This window comes from Marinobacter sp. C2H3 (assembly GCF_037080155.1).
In the GTDB taxonomy this organism is placed as follows: domain Bacteria; phylum Pseudomonadota; class Gammaproteobacteria; order Pseudomonadales; family Oleiphilaceae; genus Marinobacter.
Map to the genome: position 1 here is coordinate 343,503 of NZ_JBBBNZ010000003.1, position 25,825 is coordinate 369,327.

23 protein-coding genes are annotated in these 25,825 nt (G+C 64.2%); 8 read left to right on the forward strand and 15 right to left on the reverse strand.

The features are described 5' to 3' along the window. Positions 1-75 precede the first annotated feature (75 nt). Complete coding sequence (locus V3388_RS10990) at positions 76-1,461, reverse strand: hypothetical protein (RefSeq protein ID WP_336367594.1); 1,386 nt, start codon at positions 1,459-1,461, stop codon at positions 76-78. 210 nt (positions 1,462-1,671) lie between these two features. Here V3388_RS10990 and V3388_RS10995 point away from each other — a divergent pair, with 210 nt between their 5' ends. Together V3388_RS10995 and V3388_RS11000 are read left to right on the forward strand one after the other, a co-directional pair. Next, on the forward strand, positions 1,672-2,877 hold the full coding sequence (locus tag V3388_RS10995; RefSeq protein ID WP_336367595.1) for a 3-oxoadipyl-CoA thiolase: 1,206 nt from the start codon (positions 1,672-1,674) through the stop codon (positions 2,875-2,877). Between the two features lie 19 nt (positions 2,878-2,896). Further along, positions 2,897-4,066 (forward strand): acyl-CoA dehydrogenase, encoded by a 1,170-nt coding sequence (locus tag V3388_RS11000; protein ID WP_336367596.1) that lies wholly within the window; start codon positions 2,897-2,899, stop codon positions 4,064-4,066. 151 nt (positions 4,067-4,217) lie between these two features. On the opposite strand, the gene oadA is transcribed toward V3388_RS11000, so the two are convergent. The 4 genes from oadA to V3388_RS11020 form a co-directional block, all read right to left on the reverse strand. Further along, entirely contained in the window at positions 4,218-6,017 is a 1,800-nt protein-coding gene (oadA, locus tag V3388_RS11005) for a sodium-extruding oxaloacetate decarboxylase subunit alpha (protein WP_336367597.1), read from the reverse strand. Positions 6,018-6,040: 23 nt separating this feature from the next. Beyond that, on the reverse strand, positions 6,041-7,462 hold the full coding sequence (locus tag V3388_RS11010; RefSeq protein WP_336367598.1) for an acetyl-CoA carboxylase biotin carboxylase subunit: 1,422 nt from the start codon (positions 7,460-7,462) through the stop codon (positions 6,041-6,043). 104 nt (positions 7,463-7,566) lie between these two features. After that, positions 7,567-8,163 (reverse strand): hypothetical protein, encoded by a 597-nt coding sequence (locus V3388_RS11015; RefSeq protein WP_336367599.1) that lies wholly within the window; start codon positions 8,161-8,163, stop codon positions 7,567-7,569. A gap of 52 nt (positions 8,164-8,215) precedes the next feature. Then, positions 8,216-8,572, reverse strand: coding sequence for a hypothetical protein (locus V3388_RS11020; RefSeq protein WP_336367600.1), 357 nt, complete (start codon positions 8,570-8,572; stop codon positions 8,216-8,218). 379 nt (positions 8,573-8,951) lie between these two features. Between V3388_RS11020 and V3388_RS11025 the strand changes: the two genes are divergently transcribed. The 6 genes from V3388_RS11025 (at position 8,952) to V3388_RS11050 (ending at position 15,312) form a co-directional block, all read left to right on the forward strand. Next, positions 8,952-10,337, forward strand: coding sequence for a hypothetical protein (locus tag V3388_RS11025; RefSeq protein WP_336367601.1), 1,386 nt, complete (start codon positions 8,952-8,954; stop codon positions 10,335-10,337). Between the two features lie 115 nt (positions 10,338-10,452). Continuing rightward, complete coding sequence (locus V3388_RS11030) at positions 10,453-11,031, forward strand: hypothetical protein (RefSeq protein WP_336367602.1); 579 nt, start codon at positions 10,453-10,455, stop codon at positions 11,029-11,031. Positions 11,032-11,143: 112 nt separating this feature from the next. Continuing rightward, positions 11,144-12,340 carry an acyl-CoA dehydrogenase family protein gene (locus tag V3388_RS11035; RefSeq protein ID WP_336367603.1) on the forward strand — a complete coding sequence of 399 codons (1,197 nt, stop codon included), beginning with the start codon at positions 11,144-11,146 and terminating at the stop codon, positions 12,338-12,340. Positions 12,341-12,350: 10 nt separating this feature from the next. Next, positions 12,351-13,493 (forward strand): acyl-CoA dehydrogenase family protein, encoded by a 1,143-nt coding sequence (locus V3388_RS11040; protein ID WP_336367604.1) that lies wholly within the window; start codon positions 12,351-12,353, stop codon positions 13,491-13,493. A gap of 321 nt (positions 13,494-13,814) precedes the next feature. After that, a complete protein-coding gene (locus tag V3388_RS11045) occupies positions 13,815-14,594 on the forward strand; it encodes a class II aldolase/adducin family protein (protein ID WP_336367605.1) in 780 nt (259 codons plus the stop codon). Between the two features lie 262 nt (positions 14,595-14,856). Beyond that, positions 14,857-15,312 carry a MaoC family dehydratase gene (locus V3388_RS11050; protein WP_336367606.1) on the forward strand — a complete coding sequence of 152 codons (456 nt, stop codon included), beginning with the start codon at positions 14,857-14,859 and terminating at the stop codon, positions 15,310-15,312. 54 nt (positions 15,313-15,366) lie between these two features. Here V3388_RS11050 and V3388_RS11055 read toward each other — a convergent pair whose 3' ends face one another. From V3388_RS11055 to V3388_RS11100, 10 genes are all read right to left on the reverse strand, one after another. Continuing rightward, positions 15,367-16,302 (reverse strand): ketopantoate reductase family protein, encoded by a 936-nt coding sequence (locus V3388_RS11055; RefSeq protein WP_336367607.1) that lies wholly within the window; start codon positions 16,300-16,302, stop codon positions 15,367-15,369. Between the two features lie 183 nt (positions 16,303-16,485). Continuing rightward, a complete protein-coding gene (locus V3388_RS11060) occupies positions 16,486-17,631 on the reverse strand; it encodes an ABC transporter substrate-binding protein (protein ID WP_336367608.1) in 1,146 nt (381 codons plus the stop codon). A gap of 72 nt (positions 17,632-17,703) precedes the next feature. Then, entirely contained in the window at positions 17,704-18,411 is a 708-nt protein-coding gene (locus V3388_RS11065; protein WP_336367609.1) for an ABC transporter ATP-binding protein, read from the reverse strand. Next, positions 18,398-19,165 (reverse strand): ABC transporter ATP-binding protein, encoded by a 768-nt coding sequence (locus V3388_RS11070; protein WP_336367610.1) that lies wholly within the window; start codon positions 19,163-19,165, stop codon positions 18,398-18,400. The genes V3388_RS11065 and V3388_RS11070 overlap by 14 nt, the downstream gene beginning before the upstream one ends. Then, positions 19,158-20,192 carry a branched-chain amino acid ABC transporter permease gene (locus V3388_RS11075; RefSeq protein ID WP_336367611.1) on the reverse strand — a complete coding sequence of 345 codons (1,035 nt, stop codon included), beginning with the start codon at positions 20,190-20,192 and terminating at the stop codon, positions 19,158-19,160. The genes V3388_RS11070 and V3388_RS11075 overlap by 8 nt, the downstream gene beginning before the upstream one ends. Before the next feature lies 1 nt (position 20,193). Then, the gene (locus tag V3388_RS11080; protein WP_336367612.1) at positions 20,194-21,057 is read right to left on the reverse strand and encodes a branched-chain amino acid ABC transporter permease; all 864 of its coding nucleotides are present in this window, start codon (positions 21,055-21,057) and stop codon (positions 20,194-20,196) included. Between the two features lie 175 nt (positions 21,058-21,232). Next, positions 21,233-22,888 carry a long-chain fatty acid--CoA ligase gene (locus V3388_RS11085; protein WP_336367613.1) on the reverse strand — a complete coding sequence of 552 codons (1,656 nt, stop codon included), beginning with the start codon at positions 22,886-22,888 and terminating at the stop codon, positions 21,233-21,235. A gap of 20 nt (positions 22,889-22,908) precedes the next feature. Continuing rightward, positions 22,909-23,700 carry a 5'/3'-nucleotidase SurE gene (gene surE / locus V3388_RS11090; protein WP_336367614.1) on the reverse strand — a complete coding sequence of 264 codons (792 nt, stop codon included), beginning with the start codon at positions 23,698-23,700 and terminating at the stop codon, positions 22,909-22,911. Positions 23,701-23,720: 20 nt separating this feature from the next. Then, on the reverse strand, positions 23,721-24,785 hold the full coding sequence (locus V3388_RS11095; protein WP_336367615.1) for a phosphotransferase: 1,065 nt from the start codon (positions 24,783-24,785) through the stop codon (positions 23,721-23,723). 237 nt (positions 24,786-25,022) lie between these two features. Then, positions 25,023-25,790, reverse strand: a complete 768-nt coding sequence (locus tag V3388_RS11100; RefSeq protein WP_336367616.1) for an SDR family NAD(P)-dependent oxidoreductase — start codon at positions 25,788-25,790, stop codon at positions 25,023-25,025. Positions 25,791-25,825: the final 35 nt, after the last annotated feature.

A 25,825-nucleotide genomic window follows, 5' to 3' on the forward strand; every position in this document is an offset into this window, starting at 1 on the left:
TCAATTTGTGAACCTAGATTCCGCTTATCAGAACATGAACCGGTTCATCCTGGCACCTCGCCCCCTTGGCCACCGTTAACCACCGCCGTGCCACACCGCCAGGGTCGCCATCCAGGCAATCAGCAAGGGCAGCGCCACCATCACGAAGGCGCCGTTCCAGCGAAACGCCACCTGCCAGCGGGTTACCCGGCCAAACCGGGACAGCAGCATCACGGAGGGGCCGAACGGGGACATCATCATGGCCAGGGAAAAGCCAATGACCAGGCCTACGGAAATCACCAGCGGGTCCACGCCGGCACCAATCATGGCCGGCAACAGACCAGCCTGAACGCTCAGAACGGTGATGGGGATAATGCCCACCATGGACAGCATCGGCATCATCAGCAGGCCCGCCACCGCCAGCAGCAGCTCGGCGTGGGGCAGGTCCGCCAGGTCCCTCAACAGGTCCGTCGGCACCAGCGCCGTGACCGCCACGCCAAGGATCGCGGAGGACGCAAATATCGACATTTCATTGGCCATGCCCGACACCTGATCCGCCGCCTCCGCCATCACGCTGACAGCCCGCGTCCGGGGCGTTCGACCTGCTGGCGCCCGATCCATCACCAGCATGGTGGCGAGGGTCACCAGCGGTACCGCAAACATCGCCGCCACGGAGACCTTCAACCCCCAGACGGTGACCAGTAGCGCCATCAGCGCGAATACCGCGGCCACCACCAACGCCAGCCGGCCGGTGTCCCTGGGCCAGCCATCCAGTCGGCTGCGGGTTTCGCTGACCTGCCGGAAACGGTGGTATTCCAGGCGCCAGCCCAGCCCCACAAGCAACGCCGCCGAGACCAGGCCGAACGGCAACAACAGAGACCAACTGAGCTGGGGCAGCTCCCGGGTCAGGATGGCCACGGCCACGCTGGTCGGCGCGACCAGGGGCACCAGGGCAAAGCCCCGCAGCGCGCTGATCAGCACGCTCCGTAACCACTGGATGCGCACCTCGCCGTCAATGCCCCGTTCCCGGAGGGTCTCGGAGAGGGTGCCGCACAGCAGGCTCATCATGCCGAAGCTGAGCACGGAAGCGATGCCGCAACTGACCAGGGCGTATTTTGGGTACAGCCAGAACGGCGCTCCTCCCAGCAGCACATCGTGGATGCGCCGCAACACATCGAACCGCCGCACCAGGCACTGCATCAGCCCAAGGCTACCAAGAAACGCGGCATAGAAGGCGGCATCCGCCCCGGCCTTGAGCCACAGCTCCGGGGGCAGATGGCCGCTGGCCCCCACCAGCAACAGTGTCGCCAGGGACACCAGAAACAACCCCCGCGCATAGCCCTGCAACTGGCCGGCCCCGACCACTAACGCCGCGGTCAGCAAGGCACCGGCCACCACGCTCAGGGCCCGGAAGCCGGAAGCGATCGCCAGCAGCTCCAACACCACTGTCAGGGACAGGCTCCAGCGTAAAATACGGCTCATTCGGAGGACCCGTATAAAGGAAAGGTCTGGCTGTGGGTCATGGCTTGCATTTCGTACCCGCGAGGATTAGTCTTTCTGACAGTCATTTACAAAACTTGATTTCGCTTGTCGAAACTATACTAGCACAACCAGCACGATGACAATGAATGGAGACGGCCAACACCGGCGCTCCTTCTGCGAACCCAGACTGCGACATTACGAGACCGTCCCATGAGCGCGTTTATCTACGATGGACTGAGAAGTCCCTTTGGCCGGCACGCGGGCGCGCTGGCCCCGATCCGTCCCGACGACCTGCTGGCCCACGTCATCCGGGCCCTGGTGGAGCGCAACCCGTTTGCCCGTGACGCCTATGAAGACGTGATTGCCGGCTGCACCAACCAGGCCGGTGAAGACGCCCGCAACCTGGCCCGGCACGCCGGCCTGCTTGCCGGCCTGCCGGTGGAAACCGGCGGCCTGACGGTCAACCGCCTGTGCGGCTCCGGCCTCGCGGCTATCGTGGACGCGGCCCGCGCCATCCGCTGCGGCGAGGGCGAGCTGTTCGTCGCCGGCGGCGCCGAGAGCATGAGCCGGGCGCCGTTCGTGCTGGCCAAGAGCGAATCGCCGTTCAGCCGGGACTTCCGCGCGTTTGACACCACCATCGGCGCCCGCTTCCCCAACCCGAAGGTGGAAGGCGAATTCGGCGCCGACACCATGCCCCAGACCGCGGACAACATCGCCCGGGAACTCGGTTTGAGCCGGGACCAGGTGGACGCCTTTGCGGCCCAGAGCCAGGCCCGATTCGAACAGGCCCGCCAGGCCGGATTCTTCGCCGATGAAATTCTTGCCGTTGATGTGCCCCAGGGCCGCAAGAAGCCGCCGGTAAGCGTAGCGACCGACGAGCACCCGCGCCCGCAGTCCACCGCAGAGGCCCTGGCCGGCCTCAAGCCCCTATTCGCGGACGGCGTGGTCACCGCCGGCAACGCCTCCGGCATCAACGACGGCGCTGCCGCCCTGATCCTCGGCTCCCGGGATGCCGGCGAGCGGGCCGGTATTGCACCCCGCGGCCGCGTCGTGTCCGCCGCCATTGCCGGTGTGTCGCCCCGGGTGATGGGCTACGGCCCGGTGCCGGCCAGCCAGAAGGCCCTGGCAAGAGCCGGCCTGTCGCTCCATGATATGGACGTGATCGAGATTAACGAGGCGTTCGCCGCGCAGGTCCTCGGCTGCACCACCAAGCTGGGCCTTGACCCGACGGACGAACGACTCAACCCCAACGGTGGCGCCATTGCCGTGGGACATCCTTTGGGTGCATCCGGAGCCCGGATCGCCCTGACCGCCCTGCGCCAGCTTGAGCGCACCGGCGGTCGTTACGCCCTGATCAGCATGTGTATTGGCGTCGGCCAGGGCATTGCCGCCGTCATTGAACGGGTTTCCAACTAGGACTTTCAGGAGAACACTTATGGCTTCCGCACCCTGGGACGATCTGCTCCACTTTGACCAGCAGCTCGACGAGACCGAACGACAGGTCCGCGACAGCATCCGCAGCTTCTGCGACGACCGGCTGATGCCCGGCATTCTCGAGGCCAACCGCCACGAGCGCTTCGACCGCAGTATCTTCACCGAGATGGGCGAGCTGGGCATGCTTGGCGCTACCCTGCCGGAAGAGTATGGCGGGCCGGGCCTGAACCACGTCTGCTACGGGCTGATCGCCCGGGAAGTGGAGCGCGTGGATTCCGCCTACCGCTCCGCCCTGAGCGTGCAGAGCTCCCTGGTGATGTACCCGATTTTCTCCTACGGCCAGGAAGCCCTGAAAAAGCGCATCCTGCCCAAGCTGGCGTCCGGTGAATACGTGGGCTGCTTCGGCCTGACCGAACCCAACCACGGCTCCGACCCCGGCGGCATGGAAACCCGGGCCAAGAAGGTTGACGGCGGCTACCTGCTGAGCGGCTCCAAGACCTGGATCACCAACTCCCCGATTGCCGACATCTGCGTGGTGTGGGCCAAGTTCGAGGGCAAGGTCACCGGCTTTGTGATCGAGCGGGAAGGCGCCAAGGGCCTCGACACCCCGAAAATCCAGGGCAAGTTCTCCCTGCGCGCCTCCGACACCGGCTCCATCTTCATGGACGAGGTGTTCGTGCCCGATGAGAATCGCCTGGAAGTCGACGGCCTGAAAGGTCCGCTGAGCTGCCTCACCAAGGCCCGCTACGGCATCAGTTGGGGCGCCCTGGGCGCGGCCGAGTTCTGCTGGCACGCGGCTCGCAACTACACCCTGGAGCGCAAGCAGTTCGGCAAGCCCCTGGCGGCCAACCAGCTGATCCAGAAGAAGCTGGTGGACATGCAGACCGAGATTACCCTGGGCCTGCAGGCGGTGCTGCAGCTGGGCCGCATGATGGACCAGGGCATCGCCACGCCGGATGCCGTGTCCCTGCTCAAGCGCAACAACTGCGGCAAGGCCCTGGACATTGCCCGGGTCGCCCGGGACATGCACGGCGGCAACGGCATTTCCGATGAGTACCACGTGATCCGCCACGTGATGAATCTGGAGGCCGTCAACACCTACGAGGGCACCCACGACATCCACGCGCTGATCCTGGGCCGCGGCCAGACCGGCATCCAGGCGTTCAGCTGAGCCCGGACGCCACGGCGTAGAAACACCGAACGCCAGAACGCAGAAAGCCCCTCCTCGGAGGGGCTTTCTGCGTTTAGACCGGGCGTTTCCGGCACCGGCCGATCGGCCGGTGCCTGCCGCGGGGTGGCCGAGTTCCCTCAGCCACTGTCCATCAGCCGATTTCCACCAGCACCTCACCCGGCACCACCCGGTCGCCCTTGGCGATGAACACGCCCTTGACGGACCCGCCGATGGTGGCCTTGACCTCGGTTTCCATCTTCATGGCCTCGATGATCAGCACCGGATCGCCGGCGGCCACCTCATCGCCTTCCTTGACCAGCACGTCCACGATGTTTCCGGGCATGCTGGTGGTCACATGGCCTTCCTTGGTGGCCGTGGCCCGGCCGCTGCTGCTCTTGGCGCCGCCGTCGCCGCCCTGCGACTGCAGGTGGATTTCCTCGGGCACGCCGTCCACGGTCAGGTAGAAGCGCCGCTCGTTCTCGCTCACCGGGTTGGCGCCGGTCACGTGGATGTCGTAGCTCTCGCCGTGCACGGTGATGGTGAACTTGGTGTCCACGGGGCCGCCACCGCCGCCGCGGGTCGGCATCGGCTCCAGGGGCTCGGGCTCCAGGGTGCCGTCCCGGCGCTGCTCCAGGAAGGCCCGGGCCTGGTCCGGGAACATGGCGTAGGTGAGCACGTCTTCCTCACAGGTGGCGAGGTCGCCCACTTGTTCCCGCAGCTCGTTCAGCTCCCGGGGAATCAGGTTCGCCGGGCGTTCCTCGATCAGCTCTTCGTTGCCCACCGCGCGCTGCTGCAGGGCCTTGTCGACCGCTGCCGGCGCCTTGCCGTACCAGCCCTGGAGGTACTTTTTCACTTCGTTGGTGATGCTGTCGTAGCGCTTGCCGGACAGCACGTTGATGACCGCCTGGGTGCCGACGATCTGTGAGGTCGGGGTGACCAGCGGCGGGTAGCCCAGATCCTTGCGCACCCGGGGAATCTCCTCGAACACGTCCTGGATACGGTCCAGCGCGCCCTGCTCTTTGAGCTGGTTAGCGAGGTTGGACATCATGCCGCCGGGCACCTGGGACAGCAGCACGGAGGTGTCCACGCCGTTGTACTCGCTCTCGAACTGGTGGTACTTCTTGCGCACTTCGCGGAAGTAGCGGGTGGCCTTGTCCAGCAGCTCCAGATTCAGGCCGGTGTCGAAACCGGCGTCGTGCAGGGACGCCACCAGGGACTCGGTGGGCGGATGGCTGGTGCCGCCGGCAAACGCGGACAGCGCGGTATCAATGTGGTCCACGCCGGCTTCCATGGCGGCCCACTGGCACATCGGCGCCATGCCGGAAGTAGCGTGGGAGTGCAGGAACACCGGCAGATCCAGGGTGTCCTTGAGCTTGCCCACCAGCTCGGCGGTGACCGCCGGGGTCAGCAGGCCTGCCATGTCCTTGATGGCGATGCTGTCCGCGCCCATGTCCGCCATGGCCTTGGCCTGTTTCAGGTAGGTGTCGGTATCGTGCACCGGGCTCACGGTGTAGCAGATGGTGCCCTGGGCGTGCTTGCCGGTCTTTTTGACCGCCTTGATGCTGGTTTCCAGGTTGCGCACGTCGTTCAGGGCATCAAAGATGCGGAACACGTCCATGCCGTTGTCCGCCGCCTTGGCCACGAACGCCTCAACCACGTCGTCGCCGTAGTGGCGATAACCCAGCAGGTTCTGGCCCCGCAGCAGCATCTGCAGGCGGGTGTTGGGCAGGGCTTCCCGCAGGGTACGCAGGCGCTCCCACGGGTCTTCTTTCAGGAACCGGACGCAGGCATCAAAGGTGGCGCCACCCCAGCACTCCAGGGACCAGTAACCGGCTTTGTCCAGCCATTCGCAGGCCGGCAGCATGTCTTCGGTGCGCAATCGCGTGGCGATCAGGGACTGATGCGCATCCCGCAGGATGACGTCGGTAATGTGAATCTTTCGCTTGCTCATGGGATCTCTCCAATATTCTTTTTTTACAGGCCCGCCTGGGCGGCGATGGCGGCGGCGATGGCCGTGGCAACGGATTCCGGGCGGGTCTTGCTGCTGTATTCCAGCAGCTGCGGGTTGCGTTCAACGAACCCGGTATTGAAATTCGCGGCCTGGAAATCCGGATGATCCAGGATCTGCTTGTAATAGGGAATGGTGGTCTGCACCCCGTAGATGCCCATGTCACCAAGGGCACGGCGGGAGCGGGCAATCAGCTCCGGCCATTCCATGGCCCAGACCACGAGCTTGGCACACATGGAATCGTAGTAGGGCGGGATTTCATAGCCGGTGTACATATTGGCGTCGGTGCGCACCCCCGGTCCGCCGGCGGAATAGTACCGGCTGATCCGGCCGAAGCTGGGCAGGAAGCCGTTCTTCGGATCTTCCGCGTTGATCCGGAACTGGGCCGCGAACCCCCGATAGCTGACGTCATCCTGGCTGAACCCGAGGGGCTCGCCCGCGGCGATGCGGATCTGCGCCTTGATGATATCGATACCGGTGATTTCCTCGGTGATGGTGTGTTCCACCTGCACCCGGGTGTTCATCTCCATGAAGTAGAAGCTGCCATCGTGATCCAGCAGGAACTCCACGGTGCCGGCGTTCACATAGCCACACTCGCGGGCCACTTTCTTGGCCAGGTCCCCGATGTACTCCCGCTGGCTGTCCTCCAGCTGGGGCGACGGAGCCAACTCGATCAGCTTCTGGTTACGGCGCTGGATGGAACAGTCCCGCTCGTACAGGTGCACCACGTTGCCGTGGCTGTCAGCGAGAATCTGCACCTCGATGTGGCGCGGCTCGATGATGCACTTCTCCAGGAACACCTCGGCGCTGCCGAAGGCCTTGGTGGCCTCGGAAATCACCCGCTCGTAGTTCTGGCGCAGCTCTTTCTCGTTGTCGCAGCGGCGGATACCCCGGCCGCCACCACCGGAGGTGGCCTTGAGCATCACCGGGTAGCCGATCTGGCCGGCCTGGGCCACGGCATCCTCAACATCCTCCAGATTGCCCTCGGAGCCGGGGGTCACCGGCACTCCGGCGGCCAGGGCGGTCTGCCGGGCCTGGGTCTTGTCGCCCATGGAGGCGATGGCCTCTGAGGACGGGCCCACGAAGGTGATACCGCGCTCCTGGCAGATGGCCGCCAGTTCGGCGTTCTCGGAAAGAAACCCGTACCCGGGGTGAAGGGCGTCGCAGCCAGTCTCCACCGCCAGGTTCACAATATGGTGTGGATTCAGATAGCCGGACAGGGGGTCCTTGCTGATCTGATAAGACTCGTCCGCTTTCTTGACGTGTAACGAATACGCATCGGCTTCGGAATAAATCGCCACTGAGCGTATACCCAGTTCACTGCAGGCCCGGGCAATTCTGACCGCAATCTCGCCTCGGTTTGCGATCAGCAGCTTCCTGATGGCCATGAATGTTACCTCTCGGTCTTCGGATGAATTTCGGAGCGCGGGCGTTCCTGCCCACGCTCCAGACTCGGCCCGACACCGACAAGGTGTCATGACCACCCAGGACGTCAGAGACCGTTCTGTACCACGTTCACGATTTCGTAGAAACGGGTAGCCCGGTGCTCCAGGTCCAGCGACAGGTCGAGCCGGTTAGCCAGTTCCCGGGCGGCAATAAGCCCCCGCAGGTAGTCCTGGCCGGTGGATTGACGGTCATCCAGCACCATCAGGTATTCCTCGTGCACGTCCTCAAACGTACGCACCAGGTCTCCGATGGTCGCGGCTCGCAGATCACGGTAGTGAATCGCCGGGAGGTCACCGAGCGCACGCATGATATCACGCACCCGAACATCCCGAAGGGCCACGCCCTGGCGGTTGGCAACCACCATAGGCTTCTCACCGTTCACATCCTGAATCGTAAGTATACCAATACAATCGCCTGCCTGGTTCTCCACCAGTTTGATGGGCGTATCCGCCAACCGCATCCACAGGCGCGCCTCGGAGACCATCATGTCCGAAGCCAGCGTGGCGGGCTTGTTCTCGGCGTAGTCCGTCATCACGTGAACGGCGGCGTCCTCCAGGCCAATACGGGACTGCGGACGGGCGGTGGTCATGGCGCTGGTACGGGTCAGGTCCTGCACAGGCAGGGGGCTGAAAAGGCTATTCATCAAAAAACCTCGCATGGTTGCTAAACGGGGGTTGCCGACGGCAACAGCGCCGTCAGGCGACATCAGCGTGAACACCATGGGAGGAAGGCGGGCCTTGAGGCAGCGCGGGGTGACTGAGCATCCGGCTCGGAGGCCGGACAAAGCCGAGATGAATGGACGGTGTGATCCGGCAGCACACCGGCAAGGCAATCCGGGGCGCCAGATCCGCCAGGGTACCGGGCTCGGACGACGGCGCATCCCCGGTGCCACCCGTCGACAGCACCTTGACCGACGCGAAACCATCGAACTTCAGCTCCAGCGCCGGCTGGGACACCGCCACCGAGAACAGCAACAGCAGCGCCGCCATCAGCGTTGTGACAACGCTGATCCGTATCGCCGTGTGTCCCAGCAGAGACGTTCGCATGTTCACGGGGTATCTGAGCTCCTGCGCCTATTACCGCTGTTTTCTTTCTACCATATACGCCTTCTTTCACCTATGCACATTTTGACCCAACGCACATCTTGCGGCCTCCGAGCTCATTCCCACTGGGCACCGTGATTTTTTTCCCGACACGGGATGACAGCCCGTTTTTCATCTGCTAGATTTTTGGCGGTACCTCATTTCGCTTTGCGAAACCTATAAATAACAAAAACACAAAGAGTCTCGGATTAAGCATGAACGAGATCGCTAAAGGCCACTAAGTTCCGAATTTGCTGCATGCGCTCTGCAATGCGGTAAACAGGGGTGGCCAACGCCGCCCTGCAACACTGCGTCCATGCGACCAATCACAACAACAAGGGTTAGAACCATGACTCAACACCAGAAGCACCGTCCGGCGGCGCCCCGCGCCATGTCCCGCTCCACCCGCCTTATCGGCTCCACGTCCCTGCTGGCCCTGGCCATCATGGGTGCCTCCCAGGCCCAGGCTTTGCAGACCGACCTCGGCGTGGACTATGAGGCGAAGGCCTACTCCATTCGCTCCGGCGCCTGGTCCGGCGAGCAGACCGCTGACAGCATGCCGGCCGACGCCCGCGACAACGGCCTGGCCAACCTGCTGCGGGTCACCGCCAACTTCAAGGACGAAGAAACCGGCGTATCCGTGCACACCCGCCTGGAGCTGTCCGGCGACCGCTGGCAGGGCGACGACCTGGACTACAACACCGGCGCCAGTGAGGCCTTTAACACGGACAACCGCGGCTCCCTGGTCACCCTGGACCTGGGCTATGCCCAGATTCCGCTGCCCGGTAAGGCGGTGCTTCGCGTTGGCCGTCAGGAAGCCAACTGGAACAACGGCCTGCTGGTCTCCGATGATCGCCGGGACCGGATTCTGGGCATTGTGCCGACGTCCGTGGGCACCGTTCTGGCCCTGTACGACCGTCGGGGCGATCAGAAAGGTTTCTTCGCCAACGACAACGGCGACATGACCGCACTGGGCTTCATTACCAAGCTGGGCGGTTTCCAGACCGGCGCTCTGTGGGTGCACTGGTTTAACAACAACCACGGCTACAGCGATGGTTATCCGCTTCAGGGTGCAGACATCATCTCCCCGTACATGACCGGCATGGTGGGCGACGACCTGTTCAAGCTCAGCGTCGGCTTTAACTGGATGGGCAACAACCAGATCGACGAAGCCGCACCGGGCGTCAAATACAGCGACGTGGGCGCGGATGGCGTGGTTTACACCGACTCGTCGTTCTCCGAGTACCTGCGCGTCGAGAAAACCCTGGGTGCGTTCGATCTTGGCCTGCAGTACCTGGGCGCTCAGGACGGCGGTCTGATTTCCTCAGGCTTCGACACCTACTCCAGCATGATCAACAGCAGCCCGGAGTCCACCGCCAACCCGACCAGCGTCTACCGCATGGGCGGAAAGAGCGGCCGTAAGGACTACAACGAGAGCCTGATCATCGGCAAGGTCGGTTTCCAACTGACCCCTCAATTCAAGCTGACCGCGGCTGCGGGTAACCTGGCGATCGACAACGGCACCAACGACGACAACTCCCTGGTGCTGGACCTGCAGGGCAGCTACCAGGTGAACAAGGCCGTTCGCGTCTGGGCCACCGCCGGCATGATCAGCAGCAACGATGTGGGCACCCTGACCGGCAACCCGCTGGTGGCGAACAAGCCCATCAACGGTTCCGGCTTCGCCGACAACTCCGTGGCCTCTGGCAGCCTGAACCTGTCCGTCAAGTTCTGACGGGGCAGCAAACCACACACGTTTGACCCCTGGGCGAGCCGGCACCCCCGGCTCGTCTTTTTTTGTGTGTGGGGCGTATCGTGTCATCACACCCCCAGTTTCTGAGGAGACCGCCATGCCGTTTCGCTCTGTATCAACCCATCGCCCGCGCGCCCTGAAACCTGGTGCCCTGGCCGCCGCGCTGGGCCTGTCCGCTCTGCTGCTGTCTGGCTGTGCCAACACCCCCTCCGATCCCACCGAGATGGCGGATTCCAGTGCCGCCCTGGGCTATGAAAAACCCGAATGGAAAACCCCCTTCTGGGAGCAGAAGGGTGAGTCCGCCCCATCCACTGCCGCCGTGGCTGCCCCGCCCAAAGCCGCCAGCTCGGCGAAACCGGTACCCGCGCCTACCTACACCAGCGGGAGCGCCCCCGGCGGCCCCACGCCCTGGCTGATCCGGCGCGTACCGACCGAGGATGGCCGGGTGCTGATCAGCGCAGGCCGCGCGGCCGGGGTCGCCGTCGGCGACGAGCTAACCGTGCACGCCCCCGGCCACCTGCTGCGAACCCCGGACGGCCAACCCCTGGCCTGGCAAGCAGGGCCGCTGAAAGGCCGCGTTCGAGTCATGGATCTGGTGGGGGATAACCTGGCGGTGGTCGGGACGGTAGAGGGAGACGCGCCGACCGTCTCCGACGAACTGCTGCTGTCACGGTAAGGGCGTTTCTGACCGCCGCCGAGCAATTGACAGGACGAAGTTGATCATCCATGATTAACCTATTCTGCTATGCGGTATATGCTTTCGCTAAAATTGAAAAAGAGGCTTTCCGATGAACATGAACTACACGGCCGAGGAACTCGCCTTCCGTGACGAGGTCCGGGCCTTCCTCGACGAGAAGCTGCCGGCGGACATCGCGGCCAAGGTCAAAGGGTTCCGTCGCCTGTCCAAGGAAGACCACCAGCGCTGGCAGAAAATCCTGAGCAAGCAGGGCTGGTACGCCACCCACTGGCCGGAAGAGTACGGCGGTGTGAAATGGACCCCGGTGCAGAAGCACATCTGGGACGAAGAGTCCTGCCGCTACGGCGTGCCGCGCTCCATCCCGTTCGGCGTGAACATGGTCGCGCCCGTGATCATCAAATTCGGCAACGAGCAGCAGAAGCAGCAATACCTGCCCCGCATCCTGAGCGGCGAGGACTGGTGGTGCCAGGGCTACTCCGAGCCCGGCGCCGGCTCTGACCTGGCCTCCCTGAAGACCCGCGCGGTGCGCGACGGCGACCACTACATCGTCAACGGCCAGAAGACCTGGACCACCCTGGGCCAGCACGCCAACATGATTTTCTGCCTGGTGCGCACCAACACCGAGGTGAAGGCCCAGGAAGGCATTTCCTTCCTGCTGATCGACATGAACACCCCGGGCATCACCGTACGCCCGATCATCACCCTGGACGGCGAGCACGAAGTCAACGAAGTGTTCTTCGAAGACGTGAAAGTCCCAGTGGAAAACCTGGTGGGTGAGGAAGACAAGGGCTGGACCTACGCCAAGTACCTGCTCACCTACGAGCGCACCGGCCTGGCCGGCATCGGCCTGTCCAAGGCAGCGCTGGAACACCTCAAAGGACTGGCCAGCCGCCGTCAGAAGAACGGCCGCCCGCTGATCCAGGACCCGAGCTTCAGCCAGCGCCTGGCGCAGGTCGAGATTGACCTGACCGCCGCCGGCATCAGCAACCTGCGCATCATCGCCTCCGTGGAAGGCGGCGGCGTGCCCGGCGCCGAGAGCTCCATGTTGAAGGTGCGCGGCACCGAGATCCGCCAGACCATCAACGATCTGGCCCGTCGCGCCCTGGGCCCCTACGCGATCCCGTTCGTGGAGGAAGAGATGGACCTGGACTACGACGGCGATTTCCTCTCCGACGAGAACGCCGCGCCCCTGGCCGCCCAGTACTTCAACAACCGCAAGCTGTCGATTTTCGGCGGATCCAACGAGATCCAGAAGAACATCGTGTCGAAAATGATTCTCGGGCTTTAAGGAGGCGACCATGGATTTCCGATTGAACGAAGAGCAGCAGATGCTGCAGGACACCGTGGCTCGTCTGGTACGCGGTGAGTACAGTTTTGAGAAGCGCCTGGAGTACAGCGAGACCGAGCTGGGCTTCAGCGCCGATTTCTGGAAACAGCTGGGCGAGCTGGGCCTCACTGCCGTGCCCTTCCCCGAGGAACTCGGCGGCTTCGGCGGCGGTGGCGTGGAAGTGCAGAGTGTTATGACCGAGCTGGGCCGTGGCCTGTGCATCGAGCCGTACCTGCAGTCCGTGGTGTTCGGCGGCGGCCTGATCAGCCAGGCCGGCAACGACGCCCAGAAAGCGCAGTGGCTGCCGGGCATCGCCGCCGGTGAAGTGCGCGCCGCCGTGGCCCTGCAGGAGCCCCAGAGCTTCTACGATCTGAACAACGTCGAGACCCGCGCCGAAAAGACCGCCGACGGTTACGTGCTGAACGGCCGCAAGGCGGTGGTGATTGGCGGCCACTGCGCCGACGTGCTGGTGGTCTCTGCCCGCACCGGTGGTGACAGCCGCGATGCGAACGGCATCAGCCTGTTCCTGGTGCAGCCGGACGCGGACGGCGTCGAGCGCCGCACCTACCCGACCATCGACGGCGCCAAGGGCTGTGACGTCACCCTGACCAACGTGACCGTCCCAGCGGACGCGCTGCTCGGCACCGAGGGCCAGGCGGCCGAGGTGATCGAATACCAGGCCGGCCGCGCCATTTCCGCCCTGTGCGGCGAGGCGGTGGGTGCCATGGAAGTGGCCTGTGACCTGACCCTGGATTACCTGAAACAGCGCAAGCAGTTCGGTGTGCCCATCGGCAAGTTCCAGGTGCTGCAGCACCGCATGGTGGACATGATGTCCGAGCTGGAGCAGGCGCGCTCCATGGCGATCCTGGCCGCGAGCGTGGCCGATGAGCCCCAGAGCGACGAGCGCCGCCGCGTGCTGGCCGCCGCCAAGAACGTGATCGGCCGCGCCGGCCAGTTCATCTCCGAGAAGGGCATCCAGTCCCATGGCGGTATTGGCATGACCTGGGAGTACAACTTCGCTCATTACGCCAAGCGTCTGGTGATGATCAACCACCAGCTGGGTGACGACGATTTCCACCTGGAGCGCTACGCCAGCCTGCTGCAGGCGGGCTAAGCCCGGGGGTAAACGAGCAACCTGTGTGAGCCTGTGGCCTCCTCCACCAGTCGGAGGCCCTTCACGAGGGCGGCCTGGTGGTCGCCCTCTTTTTTTAGGGGCTTAGTGAGCTTGCTGGATGTGGAGTAGCGGGGCGATGCACAGGGCATTCCAGAACACGCTGTGAATACGTCCCTGTACGCTCGGCCTTCGCCATCCTTGGCGAAGGACGGTTCTGCAATGCCCTGTCCATCGCCCCTTACCCGAGCAACGTGCAGCCCGCGTATGATGGACCGACGGCTCTGATCATTCTTGATCACTACCATGAGAGAGGTGAAATCAATGACAACAAAACACACCAACAGCGCCATCCCCGACGACGGTCCCGCTGACGAACTCCGCCGCGCCGAATGGCAGGTGCGCACGGATCTGGCCGCCGCCTATCGCCTGGTGGCCCTGTTTGGCTGGGACGACTTGGTGTTTACCCACCTCTCGGCACGGGTGCCCGGGCCGGAGCATCATTTCCTGATCAACCCTTATGGCCTTCTGTTCCACGAAATCACCGCGTCGTCCCTGGTGAAAGTGGACCAGAACGGTGAAGTGGTGGAATCCGGCGGCGTCAGCCGGGTGAACCCGGCGGGCTTTACCATCCACAGCGCGGTGCACATGGGCCGGGAAGACGCCGGCTCGGTGATGCACCTGCACGCCCCCGACGGCGTGGCGGTGTCCGCCCACCGGGACGGCCTGCTGCCCCTGAGCCAGACGGCAATGCTGTGCCTGGACCACCTGTGCTACCACGAATACGAAGGCGTGGCCCTGAACCTGGGCGAGCGGGAGCGACTGATCAAGGACCTGGGCAACAAGTCCATGATGCTGCTGCGCAACCACGGCGTACTCACCGCCGGCCGGGACGTACCGGAGACGTTCACCTACCTGTACTTCCTGATGAAGGCCTGCGAAATCCAGGTACGCGCCCTGGCCTGCGGCCCGGCCCACCTGCCGTCCGAACAGGCCATCGCCACCACGGCGGAGCAGTCCCAGCAGCTGGGCAAAGCCTCCGCCCTGACCTGGCCGGCTTTGAAGCGCTTGCTGGACAGCAAGAATCCGGGCTACGCCGTTTAATAGCACGATCGGCAGCAGCACCAAGATTATAGAAGGCGGCGGGCGGCGGGCGGCGGGCAGCGCCCCAAAGCTCCGTGTGCCAGCGGGACGGTCTTTCCGAAACCGTCCGGAGCCATGGATGGCGGAGGCGAGCGTACAGGGACGTATTCACAGCGTGTTTCGGAAAGACCGTCCCGCTGGCGCTCCCCCAAAGGTAAAACGCTGCCGCATTCCCCCAAAGCATGACGCTGCCAAAGTCCGAGCACAAAAAAGGAATGAAGCCATGAAAGAGCTAGCCATCACCGACCTGGCCAACCACGTCGGCGACACCCTGGGCGAAAGCCCCTGGCTGGAAGTCACCCAGGCCATGATCAACACCTTTGCCGAGGCCACCGGCGACCACCAGTGGATCCACGTGGACGTGGACCGAGCACGCCGGGAGTCACCCTGGAAAAGCCCCGTGGCCCACGGCTTCCTGACCGCCTCCCTGATGCCCCGGCTGAACCAGCAGGTGCTGACAGTCACCGGCACCTCGGCCACCATCAACTACGGCCTGAACCGGCTCCGATTCCCCGCCGCCGTGCCCGCCGGCGCGATGATCCGCAGCCGAGTGGTGCTCAAAGACCTCAAACCCATGGGCGACGGCCGCTCCCTGGCCACCTACGAAACCACCGTGGACATCCAGGGCGAAGAGCGACCGGCCTGCGTGGCGGAAAACCTCGCCCTGTACGTGCACTGACCCCGCCGGCAGCGGGGCCAGCGCCTTCTTTTATACCAGCGCTGGCGCCAACCCTCAGGCCTCGCCCGCCAGCCGCGCACGCATCCGCAGGGTCACAAGCACCGTGTTCAGATGCGGCACCGGAATGCCGTGGCGCTCCGCCGCCGCCACCACGTTGCCCAGCACCGCGTCCCGCTCGATGGGCCGATCGTTCAGGTAGTCCAGCGCCATGCTGTTCTTGTACGGAGGCATCTTGCGGGTGCCCTCGATGTTCAGATCGATCAGCTTCTCGTCCATCGGATAGCCTTCGGCCTCCGCCACCGCCATCACCTCCCGGATCATCGCGCGGATCAGTGCTTCGCCGCCCTCGGTGTCCAGGATGGTGCGGGTGTCAGCGCCGTTGGCGATCACCGACAGCGGGTTGAACGGGGTGTTCCACAGGCACTTGCGCCAGCGTTCCCCCACCACCTGCTCGGTCAGGTCGATGCCGATGCCGCCGGTGCGGAAACGCTCCGCCAGCGCGTGGATCGCGTCGTCCAGGCCGCTGGGGTAGTTGCCCATCACCAGCTTGCCGTAGGCCTTGTGCTCCACCTCACCGGGGCCGGTGCGGCTCACGCCGATGAACGCCAGACAGCTGATCACCGGGTGCGCCGGGTAGGCCTCCGCCAGCTCCGCCTCAATGCCCAGGCCGTTCTCGATCAGCACCAGGCGGGTGTCCGGCCCCATCCAGGGTTTGACCAGGGCCACCCGGTCCAGACCGGGCAGCACTTTCACGCACAGGATCAGGTAGTCCGGATACGCCTCCGGGGTATCGCCGTCCCGATACACCTGGTCCGGGCGGTAGGAGAGATCCCCCAACGGACTGGTGATGCGGATGCCGTTGGCCTTGACCGCGTCGTACTCGGAGCGCAGCACAGTACTCACTGAGCAGCCGGCCTTCTTCAGGATGGCGCCGTAGAAACTGCCAATGGCGCCGGCACCGACAATCAGCACACGGGGTTGGTCACTCATGGGGTCGTTGCTCCTCGGTTGGTCAATCAGGAAACCGGGCGCCGCAGGTAATCAGGGGCGGCGCCGGGCTTGGCGGTGGCTGTGAGTATCGGCCACCCAAACAAAGGAGGGCAAGCCATGGCTGGCTTGCCCTCCCGGCCAACCGGCCCGGCCGAACGCCGGGGCCGGGGATCGGTCACAGGATTACATCGGTACGCGAACGATCTTGCCGTCCTGCACCACCGCCATGTCCGGGGTGGACACAAAGCCACCGTCCTCGGTGACATCGTTCACGACGTAGGGCTTCTTCATGTCCGGCAGCGCCTTCAGCGCATCGCCCAGGGCCGCACGGACCACTTTCGGGTCGGTGGACTCAGTGGTGTCCATGGCCTGCACGATGGCGTTCAGGGCCAGGTAGTTGTAAGCCGCCTCGGAGCCCGGGGTGCGGTCAAACTTCTCCTGGTAGTGCTTGATGAAGGTCTGGGCCGCTTCGGTGTCGTAGGCGCTCAGGGGCACCACGCCAACCGCGCCGTTGAGCATGTCCAGGCCGCCGGCGACCTTGGCCACTTCGTCAATCTTGGCCTGGTCCATGATGATGAACCCGCCCTGGAAGCCCATCTGCCGCGCCTGCTGCACCACCAGGCCGGTGGGCTCGGAGGCGCCGCCCACGAACATCACGTCCGGGGATTCGGCCAGGATACGGCTGACGCCGGTGAAGAAGTCCGCGGACTTGTTGTAGTCCATCGGGTTCTCGGCCACGATCTCGCCGCCCTTCTTCTGCCACTCGTCCTTGATCATGGACGCCCAGATCTTGGCGTATTCGTGGGTGGCGCCCGCCATGCCCAGCTTCTTGCCCTCGTGCTCCATGGCGTACCCGGTGAACGGGGCCATGTAGCTGTCAAACGTCGGCGGAATGCGCACGGTCAGCGGATTCCCCTTTTTGGTCACGGTCGGCACGCTGGTGTAGGCCATGACCAGGAAATTGTCCTTCTGGTTGAACTCTTGCAGCGCAAACACGCCGCCGGAATGGGGCACGAAGATCACCGAGGCGCCGTTTTCCTGCTTCAGGCGCTTGGCGTTGGTGGCCGCCTGCGCCGGGGAGTAACGGTCGTCCAGGGCGACGATCTTGACCGTGGTCTTCTCACCGTTCAGATCAAAGCCACCGGCGGCGTTGATCTCGTCTGCGGCCATGCGCAGGCCCGACAGAGTGTTTTCCCCGTACAGGGCGGCGCCACCGCTCAGCGGTCCGGTGAACCCGATACTGACCTCGCCCGCCTGGGCGCCGGCCGTAAACGCGATACCCAGCGTTGCCACTGCGACAGCCTGACCCAGTTTTTTGAGTGTTTTCATTGTTTTCTCCTGGTTGGTTACGCTTGTCGTTGATCGATCTCCGGAGCCCCGGGCTCCGTGTTGGTCGGGGTGTCAGGCCCCGATGTATGCTTTGCGAACCTGCTCGTTGCCGAGCATGGCGTCCCGGTCGCCCTCCATCACGAGGCGGCCGTTTTCCATCACGTAGGCCCGATGGGCGATTTTCAGGGCCGCAAAGGCATTCTGTTCAGCCAGCAGCACGGTGGTGCCCAGGCTGTTGATCTGTTTGATGGTCTCGAACATCTGCTTGACCACCAGCGGCGCCAGGCCGAGGGACGGCTCGTCCAGCATCAGCAGGCGCGGCCGGCTCATCATGGCCCGGCCAATGGCCACCATCTGCTGCTGGCCGCCGGACAGGGAGCCGGCCGGCTGGCCGCTCTTTTCCTCAAGAATCGGGAACAGCTCGAGCACCTCGTTCAGGCGCTTGCGGTTGCCGTCCCGGTCGCGGCGGTGCACGTAGGCGCCCATCATCAGGTTCTGGCGCACGCTCATCTGCGGGAACAGCTTGCGGCCTTCCGCGCACTGCACCACCCCAGCGGACACCACCGCACTCGCCTTCATGCCGTTCAGGCGCTTGTCCTCAAACCGGATGTCGCCAGCGCTGGGTTTCACCAGGCCGCTGATGGCGTTGAACAGGGTGGTCTTGCCGGCACCGTTGGCCCCCAGCAGAACCAGCAGCTCGCCGGTTTCCACGGTCATGGAAATGTCGCTCAGGGCCTTGAAGCTGCCGTAGCAGACGTCCACGTGATCAAGCTGCAGCATCGTCTTCCCCTCCCAGATAGGCTTCGATCACCACCGGGTTGTTGCGCACTTCTTCCGGGGTGCCCTCAGCGATTTTCTCGCCGTGGTCCAGCACCATGATCTTGTCCGCGAGGCTCATGATCATGTCCATCTTGTGTTCGATCAGGCACACGGTCAGGCCGTTATCGACCATCTTGCGCATCAGCTCGGCAAAGCCCTGGGTTTCCTCCGGGTTGACCCCGGCGGCAGGCTCGTCCAGCAGCACGATTTTCGGATCGGTGGCCAGGGCCAGGGCGAAAGCCACCCGCTTGCGCTCTTCCTGGGTGATGTCGGCAATGAACTCACCGGCCACGTGGGTGAGGCCGACGAAGTCCAGCGCCTCCATGGCCTTGTCCCGGGCGGCTTTCTCCTCCCGTTGCAGGCGTTGGCTGTTGATCAGCACGTCCCACAGCCCGGAACGGGTGCGCAGGCGGTGGCCGACGATCAGGTTGTCCAGCACCGAGGCCTGCTCGAACAGGTTGGTGGTCTGGAAGGTACGGCCCACCCCCAGGCGCGCCACTTTGTCCGACGGCATGTGGGTGACGTCCACCCCGTCCAGCAGGATGCGGCCGGAGGTGGGCTGGTGCAGCCCGGAAATGAGGTTAAAGAAGGTGCTCTTGCCGGCGCCGTTGGGGCCGATGATGGCGTTGATCTTGCCGGCTTCGAACTCCACCGACACGTCGTTGACCGCCGCCAGGCCGCCGAACATCTTGGTGAGGTGTTCCACTTTAAGCATGGGTCTTAGCCTCCCCGGATTCCCGTGTTTCCACCTTGCTGGCTTTCGCCTTTTTAGCCGGCACCAGCGTTCTGGCCTTCTGGTGCATCCAGCTCAGGAACTGCCCGGCGATGCCCCGGGGGAAGAAAATCACCAGCACCACCAGCAGCGGGCCGAACAGGATCATCCGGTACTCCTCCATGAACTGCAGGGACTGGGTGACCCAGACAATGCCCACGGTGCCCAACAACGGACCCATCAGGGTGCCGATGCCGCCCACCAGCAGGTAGGTGATCATGTCGAAGGTGTGCAGGATGTTGGCGTCCTCGGGCCCGATGAACCGCACCATGCCCGCGTACAGGGCGCCGGCCAGACCGGCAAAGATGGTCGAGAGCACAAACGCCAGCACCTTGTTGCGCATCAGGTTGATGCCCAGGGACTGGGCCAGCTCATCGCCGTTGCGGATGGCCACGAACGTGCGGCCCAGCAGCGAGCGTGACAGCCGGCCCATGAACCAGATGGTGAACACCAGGAAGGCCAGCACCAGGTAATAAAAAGGCGTGGTCTCGGTGAAGTCCACCAATCCGAAGCCGTAGGGCGCGGCGATGTCCCGCACGCCCACCGGGCCGTGGGTCAGTTCTTCCCACTTGTCGATCAGCAGGTACATGATGAAGCCGACGCAGAGGGTAAAGATGGCGAAGTAGTGCTCTTTCAGCCGCAGGGACACGATGCCCACCAGGAACCCCAGTACCGCGGACACCACCAGGGCCGCCACCAGCGCCGGCCAGAAACTCCAGCCCCAGTCGGCGGTAAGCAGGCCCAGGGCGTAAGCGCCAAAGGCGAAGAAACCACCGTGGGCCAGGTTAAGCTGGCCGCAGTAGCCGGTGATCACGTTCAGGCCGTAGACCGCAATGGCCCAGACAAAGGCCGAGGCCATCACGTACACCTGGTATTCGTTGGCCGCCAGCAGCGGGAACGCCAGGGCGAACACCAGCAGGGCCAGCTTGGCGCCCGGGGTCATCAGGAAACGTCCGAGTTTGAACAGCATGTCAGTGCGCCCCCTTTGCGAACAGACCCTGCGGGCGGGCCGACAGGATCAGGACCAGCAGGCCAAAGGCGATGATGTCCTTGTAAGCCGTGGAGATGTAGAAACCCCCGAAGGCCTCGGCAAACCCGATGATCATGCCGCCGACGATGGCACCGGGCACGCTGCCCATGCCGCCCAGGATGATGATGACGAAGGCCTTCATGATCACCAGGTGGCCCATGGCCGGATACACCAGGTTGATGGGGGCGTAGAGGGTAGCGGCCACCGCCGCCAGGGCGCCGGAGATGCCGAAGGTCATCATGGCGACCCGGTTGGAATCGATGCCCACCAGGAACGCGCCGTCCCGGCTCTGGGCCATGGCGATGATGGTGGCGCCGGTCATGGTCTTGCGCAGGAACAGCTGCAGGGCAATCACCAGGGCAAAGGCGCCGACGATGATCAGCAGGCGCTGCTCGGGAATGATCAGGCCGTCAAAGTTCAGGATGCCGGTGTAGGGCGAGGCCATGCGCCGGAAATCCGAGCCCCAGAACATCTGGATGGTTGCCTCCAGGAACAGCAGCACGCCGATGGCGGCAATCTTGTCGTGGATCGGTGGCGAGTTGCGCAGCGGATGAAACACCAGGCGCTCGCACAGAATCCCGAGGATGGCCACCACGGCCGCCGAGCCGGCCATGGCCAGCCAGTAGTTCACGCCCAGGTCCACCATGAAGAAGTAGGACATGAACGCGCCGACCATATAGAGCGCGCCGTGGGCAAAGTTGGGAATGTGCAGGATGCCGTACACCAGGGTCAGACCGAGGGCCACCAGGCCATAGATGCTGCCCAGGGTCAGTCCGTTGATGATTTGCTGGAAGAAAAGATTCAATGCCGCGCCTCCGTGATTGTTGTTGTCGGATGTGCTGTTGGGCAATGAGACCGCAGGACGAGATCGCCCTGCGGTCGTTCACTGAGACAATTACACTAAATGTCTAACCTGTCAATAAATCAAAATTGTGTTTCGCTGTGCGTACTTTCGTTCGCTTAATAACGGTTCAGATGGCTTACTGCCACTCCCGTTCCTGCAACGCCCGCCACATCAGCTTGCCGGTGGGGGACTTGGGCAGCTCGTCCACGAAGGACACGATGGTGGGCACCTTGTAGGCCGCCATGTGCGCCTTGCACCAGGACACAATGTCGTCCTCGGTGGTCTTCCCTTCGGCCTCCGGAGTCAGCACGATGCAGGCTTTCACGGTCTCGCCCCGCTTGGGGTCCGGGGCGGAAATGATGCACACCTCATGGATGGCGGGATGACGGTACATCAGCCCCTCCACCTCGGAGGGCCACACCTTGAAGCCGGAGGCGTTGATCATCCGCTTGACCCGGTCGACCATGAAGAAGTAGCCCTCCTCGTCGTAATAGGCCAGGTCACCGGTGCGGAAGAAGCGCTTGCCGTCGATCTCCACGAACGCCTTCTCGGTTTCCGCCGGGCGGTTCCAGTAGCCCAGGGTCACCTGCGGGCCACAGGAGACGATCTCGCCGGTCTCGCCGGGACCTTTCTCCTCCAGGGTGTCCACGTCCACGATCCGGCAGTCCATATCGAACACCGGTATCCCCAGGCACTGGGCCTTGGGCCGGTCCGGCGGGTTGATGTGGGTGGCCGCCATGGTCTCGGACAGACCATAGCCCTCGATGTAGTCCAGGCCGGTCATGCGTTTGAGTTTCTCCGCCACCGCCTCTGGCATGGCCGCACCGCCGCCGCCGATGGTGTTCAGGCTGCTCAGGTCGTACTGGCCGATGTCCGGGTTGGAGAGGAAATCCACCGCCATGGTGACGATGTTGGTCCAGCCGGTGACTTTGTAACGCTGGATCAGCTTGGCCGCGGTGGTGCGGTCCCAGCGGGTCATGATCACCGAGGTGGAGGCGGTGTAGATCGGGCTGTTCATGGAGCCGGTCATGCCCGTCACGTGGAAGAACGGCAGGGTGGAGAGCTGCACCGTATCCGGCGTGCTCAGGTTCCAGAACGCCCGTTGCACCGCCGTCGCCATCACCGAGCGGTGGGTGTGCATACAGCCCTTGGGGGCACCGGTGGTGCCGCTGCTGTAGGGAATCACCGCCAGGTCGCTGGGCCGGGCGGTGTGCTCGGTGGGCCGGTGGCCAGCGGCCAGCGCGGTGTCCCAGGCAATGGCACCGGCAATGTCCTGGGACCAGGCCGGTGCCGATACTTCCGCCGGCAGCGCCAGGTCGGTTTCCGGCTGGATGTAGGTGCTGTAGGAGGCCACCACCACGTGCTCGAGATGGGTATCCCCGATCAGCGGCAGGATGTGTGCCGCCAGTTCCTGCCCCGCCAGGCAGACCCGGGACTCAGCGTCGGCGATGTAGTGCTCCAGTTCGGTGCTGCGATTCATCGGGTTGACCGGAATCACCACCGCGTCCGCCCGCAGGATGGCGTAGTAGCCAATCACGTACTGGGGGGAGTTCTGCATATACAGCAGCACCCGGTCACCCTTTTTCACGCCCTGGGCCTGCAGGTAGCCGGCCATGGCCTCTACCTCGTCGTTCAAGCGGCGGTAGGTCATGGGGGCGTCGTAGAACACAATGGCGGTGTGGTCCGGGTAGCGCTGGGCGGAAATCGCCAGGTTGGTGTAAACGCTGGTCTCCGGCAGGGTCAGGGTTTTTGGCAACTCCTTGGGCCAGACGCTGTAATGGCGTGTAAACATGGTGGTCGGTCTCCCCGTTGTCATGCGTCGGCCGCCGAAGCGGCCAGATCAAAGGTGTCTGTGCCCCCTGGCAGGGGGTCTTCGTGCCGCAGCGGTGTAATGGCCACGGCTTTGTCCCGCAGCACGGTCACGTCCGCATCCGGGGTGACGATGTGCCGCGAGCTGCGATCAAACCCGAGCCACCAGTACGGCAGGCTCCGGGCGTCCCGGCCCGCCAGCAGCCGGGGCCGCTGGATGGAACCGGAGGACTGCCGGCACCAGCGGGCCTCGCGCACGTCGCCGGCGGCCGCGGCGGGAAAATTCACGTTCCAGCCCCGCACCACGCCGGGCTCGAACAGGCGGCGGATTACCGCTTCGCCGTGGGCTTCCACCGGCGACCAATCCACGCCGTCCCGATTCAGGTAAGCCTGGCTCAGGGCGATGGCGGGCAGGTTCATGTGCAGTGCGGACAGCGCCGCGCCCACGGTGCCGGAATACTGCACCGAGTCACTGATGTTGGCGCCGCAGTTGATGCCGGAGAGCACCAGGTCCGGCGGGGTTTCGCCAAACCATTCCGCCAGGGAAAACAGCACGCAGTCGGCGGGCGTTCCGGACAGGGCGTAGCGCTGCTCGCCGGAGGGGTACACCCGCAGCGGGCTGTGAATGGAGATGCTCTGGCCGGCGCCGCTGCGGTCGTGCTCCGGCGCCACCACCCACACTTCCTCCGCCAGCCGGCGGGCAATCCGTTCCAGAATGGCCAGCCCGGGGGCGTGGATGCCGTCGTCGTTGGTGATCAGAATCCGCTGAACCAGCGGGGATGTGTCCGATGTCATCGGGGGCTCCTCATGACGTGTCAGCGTTGCGGCCCGGCCTGGGCGATCTGCCAGCCGGTCTCGGCCAGCAGGCTGGCCCGCTTGCCCACTTCCAGGGCGTTGGCGTTGGCGGCGTTGCCGTCCAGCGCGCGCTTGTAAACGCCCTGCAGAATCGCCGCCAGCCGGAACAGGGAGAACGCCAGGAACACGTGCCAGTCGTCAATGCCGTCCCGGCCGGTTTTCGCGCAGTAGCGGGCGATGGTCTCCTGCTCGTCGGGAATGCCCAGGGCCTCCAGATCCTCACCTTTCAGGCCGCGCATGCCTTCCATGTCCGAGGGCAGGTAATAAGGCAGGCAGTAATAGGCCAGGTCCGCCAGCGGGTGGCCGAGGGTGGACAGTTCCCAGTCCAGAATGGCGATCACCTCGGGCCGGTCCGGCGCCAGCATCAGGTTGCCGAACCGGTAGTCGCCGTGGGCGATGGCGGTTTCGTCCTTTGCGGGCAGGTTGTCCGGCAACCAGGCCATGAGTTTGTCCATGGCCGGCAATTCATCCGTCTTCGAGGCCAGATACTGCTTGCTCCAGCGCGCCACCTGGCGGGCTACGTAGCCCTCTGGCCGGCCGTAGTCGCCGAGGCCGATGGCGTTCACGTCCACCGAGTGCAGGGCCGCCAGCGTGTCGATGGCGGACTGGTGCGCCGGCATCCGCTCCTGCCGGTCCAACGCCCGCAGGGCGGAGTGGCTGACAATCCGGCCTTCGAGGAAGTCCATCACGTAAAAGGGCGTGCCGATCACGTCGCTGTCTTCGCACAGCACCCGCACGTTCGGCACCGGCACATCGGTGTGCTCGGACAGCGCCCGCATCACCCGATACTCCCGCTCCACCATGTGGGCGGAGGGCAGCGTTTTTCCGGGCGGTTTCTTGCGCAGCACATAGCGGCGGCCGTCCGACTCCAGCAAAAACGTCGGGTTCGATTGCCCACCCTGGAACTGCCGGATCTCCAGATGCTCGCCGATGTCCGGCAGCTCGCGTTTCAGCCACTGATGCAGTCTGGCTTCGTCAAATTGATGGGCTGGCAGTACGTCAACCAGCTCTGGGGCCGTGGTCATGCTGTTGGTTTACCTTGCTTTGTCTGTTACTGGGCTTTGGTTGTTGCCCGCTCCCGGACTGCGTGGTTCGGGGGCATCGGCCGAGGCGGGGGAGGTCTTTGTTCCAGGAAACGAACTCGCTGCGCTCAGACACCGTTTCTCCCTGCACAAAGACCTCCCCCACCCCGACCTTGATTTGGCCTCGGCGGTGCCCGCCTTAGGCAACCGCCTGGGGTTAAGCCGCCTTCGACGGCTGGATCAACAAATGGTTTCACCACCGTCGGCGACAATTACCTGGCCGGTGATGTAGGCACTGGCCTTCGTGGCCAGGAACACGGCCAGGCCGGCGATGTCCACCGGGTCACCGATGCGGCGCAGCGGGGTTTTGTCCTCGGCGCGTTTGACGCGGACCGGGTCTTCCCAAAGGGCCTTGGCAAAATCGGTTTTGATCAGGCCGGGGGCGATGGCGTTCACGCGGATACCCTTCGGGCCCCATTCCACCGCCAGGTTCCGGGCCAGGGCGGCTTCGGCCGCCTTCGACACGCCGTAGGTACCAATAACGGTGTTGCCCCGCAGGCCAGCGATGCTGGACAGCAGCACCACGGAGCCTTCGCCCTTCTTCGCCATCTGCGGCAGCACCATGTTGGTCAGCCAGAAGGTGCCTTTGACGTTGGTGTCCATGATCTTGTCCCAGGCGTCGTCGGTCAGCTCGGCGGTCGGGCCGTACACCGGGTTGGTGGCGGCGTTGCACACCAGCACGTCGATATCGCCCCAGGCGGCGTTGGTCTTGTCCACCAGGTTCTGCAGGTCCTCTTTCTTGCCCACGTGGCAGGCAATGGCCATGGCCTCGTAGCCCTGGGCTTTCAACTCGCTGGCGACCTGCTCGCACACCTCCGCCTTACGGCTGGAGATCACCACCTTGGCGCCGCACTTGGCCATCTCCTCGGCGATGGAGCGGCCGATGCCTTTGGTGGAGCCGGTAATGACGGCGACTTTGCCGGTCATGTCAAAAAGCGGATTCGTCATTATTCAATCCTCATGCTCAGTGCTGGGAACCCCCC

Bases quoted from the DNA above. Each gene is read 5' to 3' on its own strand.
- V3388_RS11075 (WP_336367611.1), bottom strand. From the start codon at position 20,192: ATGCTGTTCAAACTCGGACGTTTCCTGATGACCCCGGGCGCCAAGCTG.
- surE (WP_336367614.1), bottom strand. From the start codon at position 23,700: ATGACATCGGACACATCCCCGCTGGTTCAGCGGATTCTGATCACCAAC.
- V3388_RS11025 (WP_336367601.1), top strand. From the start codon at position 8,952: ATGACTCAACACCAGAAGCACCGTCCGGCGGCGCCCCGCGCCATGTCC.
- V3388_RS11065 (WP_336367609.1), bottom strand. From the start codon at position 18,411: ATGCTGCAGCTTGATCACGTGGACGTCTGCTACGGCAGCTTCAAGGCC.
- V3388_RS11045 (WP_336367605.1), top strand. From the start codon at position 13,815: ATGACAACAAAACACACCAACAGCGCCATCCCCGACGACGGTCCCGCT.
- oadA (WP_336367597.1), bottom strand. From the start codon at position 6,017: ATGAGCAAGCGAAAGATTCACATTACCGACGTCATCCTGCGGGATGCG.
- V3388_RS11015 (WP_336367599.1), bottom strand. From the start codon at position 8,163: ATGAATAGCCTTTTCAGCCCCCTGCCTGTGCAGGACCTGACCCGTACC.
- V3388_RS10990 (WP_336367594.1), bottom strand. From the start codon at position 1,461: ATGAGCCGTATTTTACGCTGGAGCCTGTCCCTGACAGTGGTGTTGGAG.
- V3388_RS11000 (WP_336367596.1), top strand. From the start codon at position 2,897: ATGGCTTCCGCACCCTGGGACGATCTGCTCCACTTTGACCAGCAGCTC.
- V3388_RS11095 (WP_336367615.1), bottom strand. From the start codon at position 24,785: ATGACCACGGCCCCAGAGCTGGTTGACGTACTGCCAGCCCATCAATTT.
- V3388_RS11035 (WP_336367603.1), top strand. From the start codon at position 11,144: ATGAACATGAACTACACGGCCGAGGAACTCGCCTTCCGTGACGAGGTC.
- V3388_RS11040 (WP_336367604.1), top strand. From the start codon at position 12,351: ATGGATTTCCGATTGAACGAAGAGCAGCAGATGCTGCAGGACACCGTG.
- V3388_RS11055 (WP_336367607.1), bottom strand. From the start codon at position 16,302: ATGAGTGACCAACCCCGTGTGCTGATTGTCGGTGCCGGCGCCATTGGC.
- V3388_RS10995 (WP_336367595.1), top strand. From the start codon at position 1,672: ATGAGCGCGTTTATCTACGATGGACTGAGAAGTCCCTTTGGCCGGCAC.
- V3388_RS11030 (WP_336367602.1), top strand. From the start codon at position 10,453: ATGCCGTTTCGCTCTGTATCAACCCATCGCCCGCGCGCCCTGAAACCT.
- V3388_RS11060 (WP_336367608.1), bottom strand. From the start codon at position 17,631: ATGAAAACACTCAAAAAACTGGGTCAGGCTGTCGCAGTGGCAACGCTG.
- V3388_RS11050 (WP_336367606.1), top strand. From the start codon at position 14,857: ATGAAAGAGCTAGCCATCACCGACCTGGCCAACCACGTCGGCGACACC.
- V3388_RS11100 (WP_336367616.1), bottom strand. From the start codon at position 25,790: ATGACGAATCCGCTTTTTGACATGACCGGCAAAGTCGCCGTCATTACC.
- V3388_RS11085 (WP_336367613.1), bottom strand. From the start codon at position 22,888: ATGTTTACACGCCATTACAGCGTCTGGCCCAAGGAGTTGCCAAAAACC.
- V3388_RS11070 (WP_336367610.1), bottom strand. From the start codon at position 19,165: ATGCTTAAAGTGGAACACCTCACCAAGATGTTCGGCGGCCTGGCGGCG.
- V3388_RS11010 (WP_336367598.1), bottom strand. From the start codon at position 7,462: ATGGCCATCAGGAAGCTGCTGATCGCAAACCGAGGCGAGATTGCGGTC.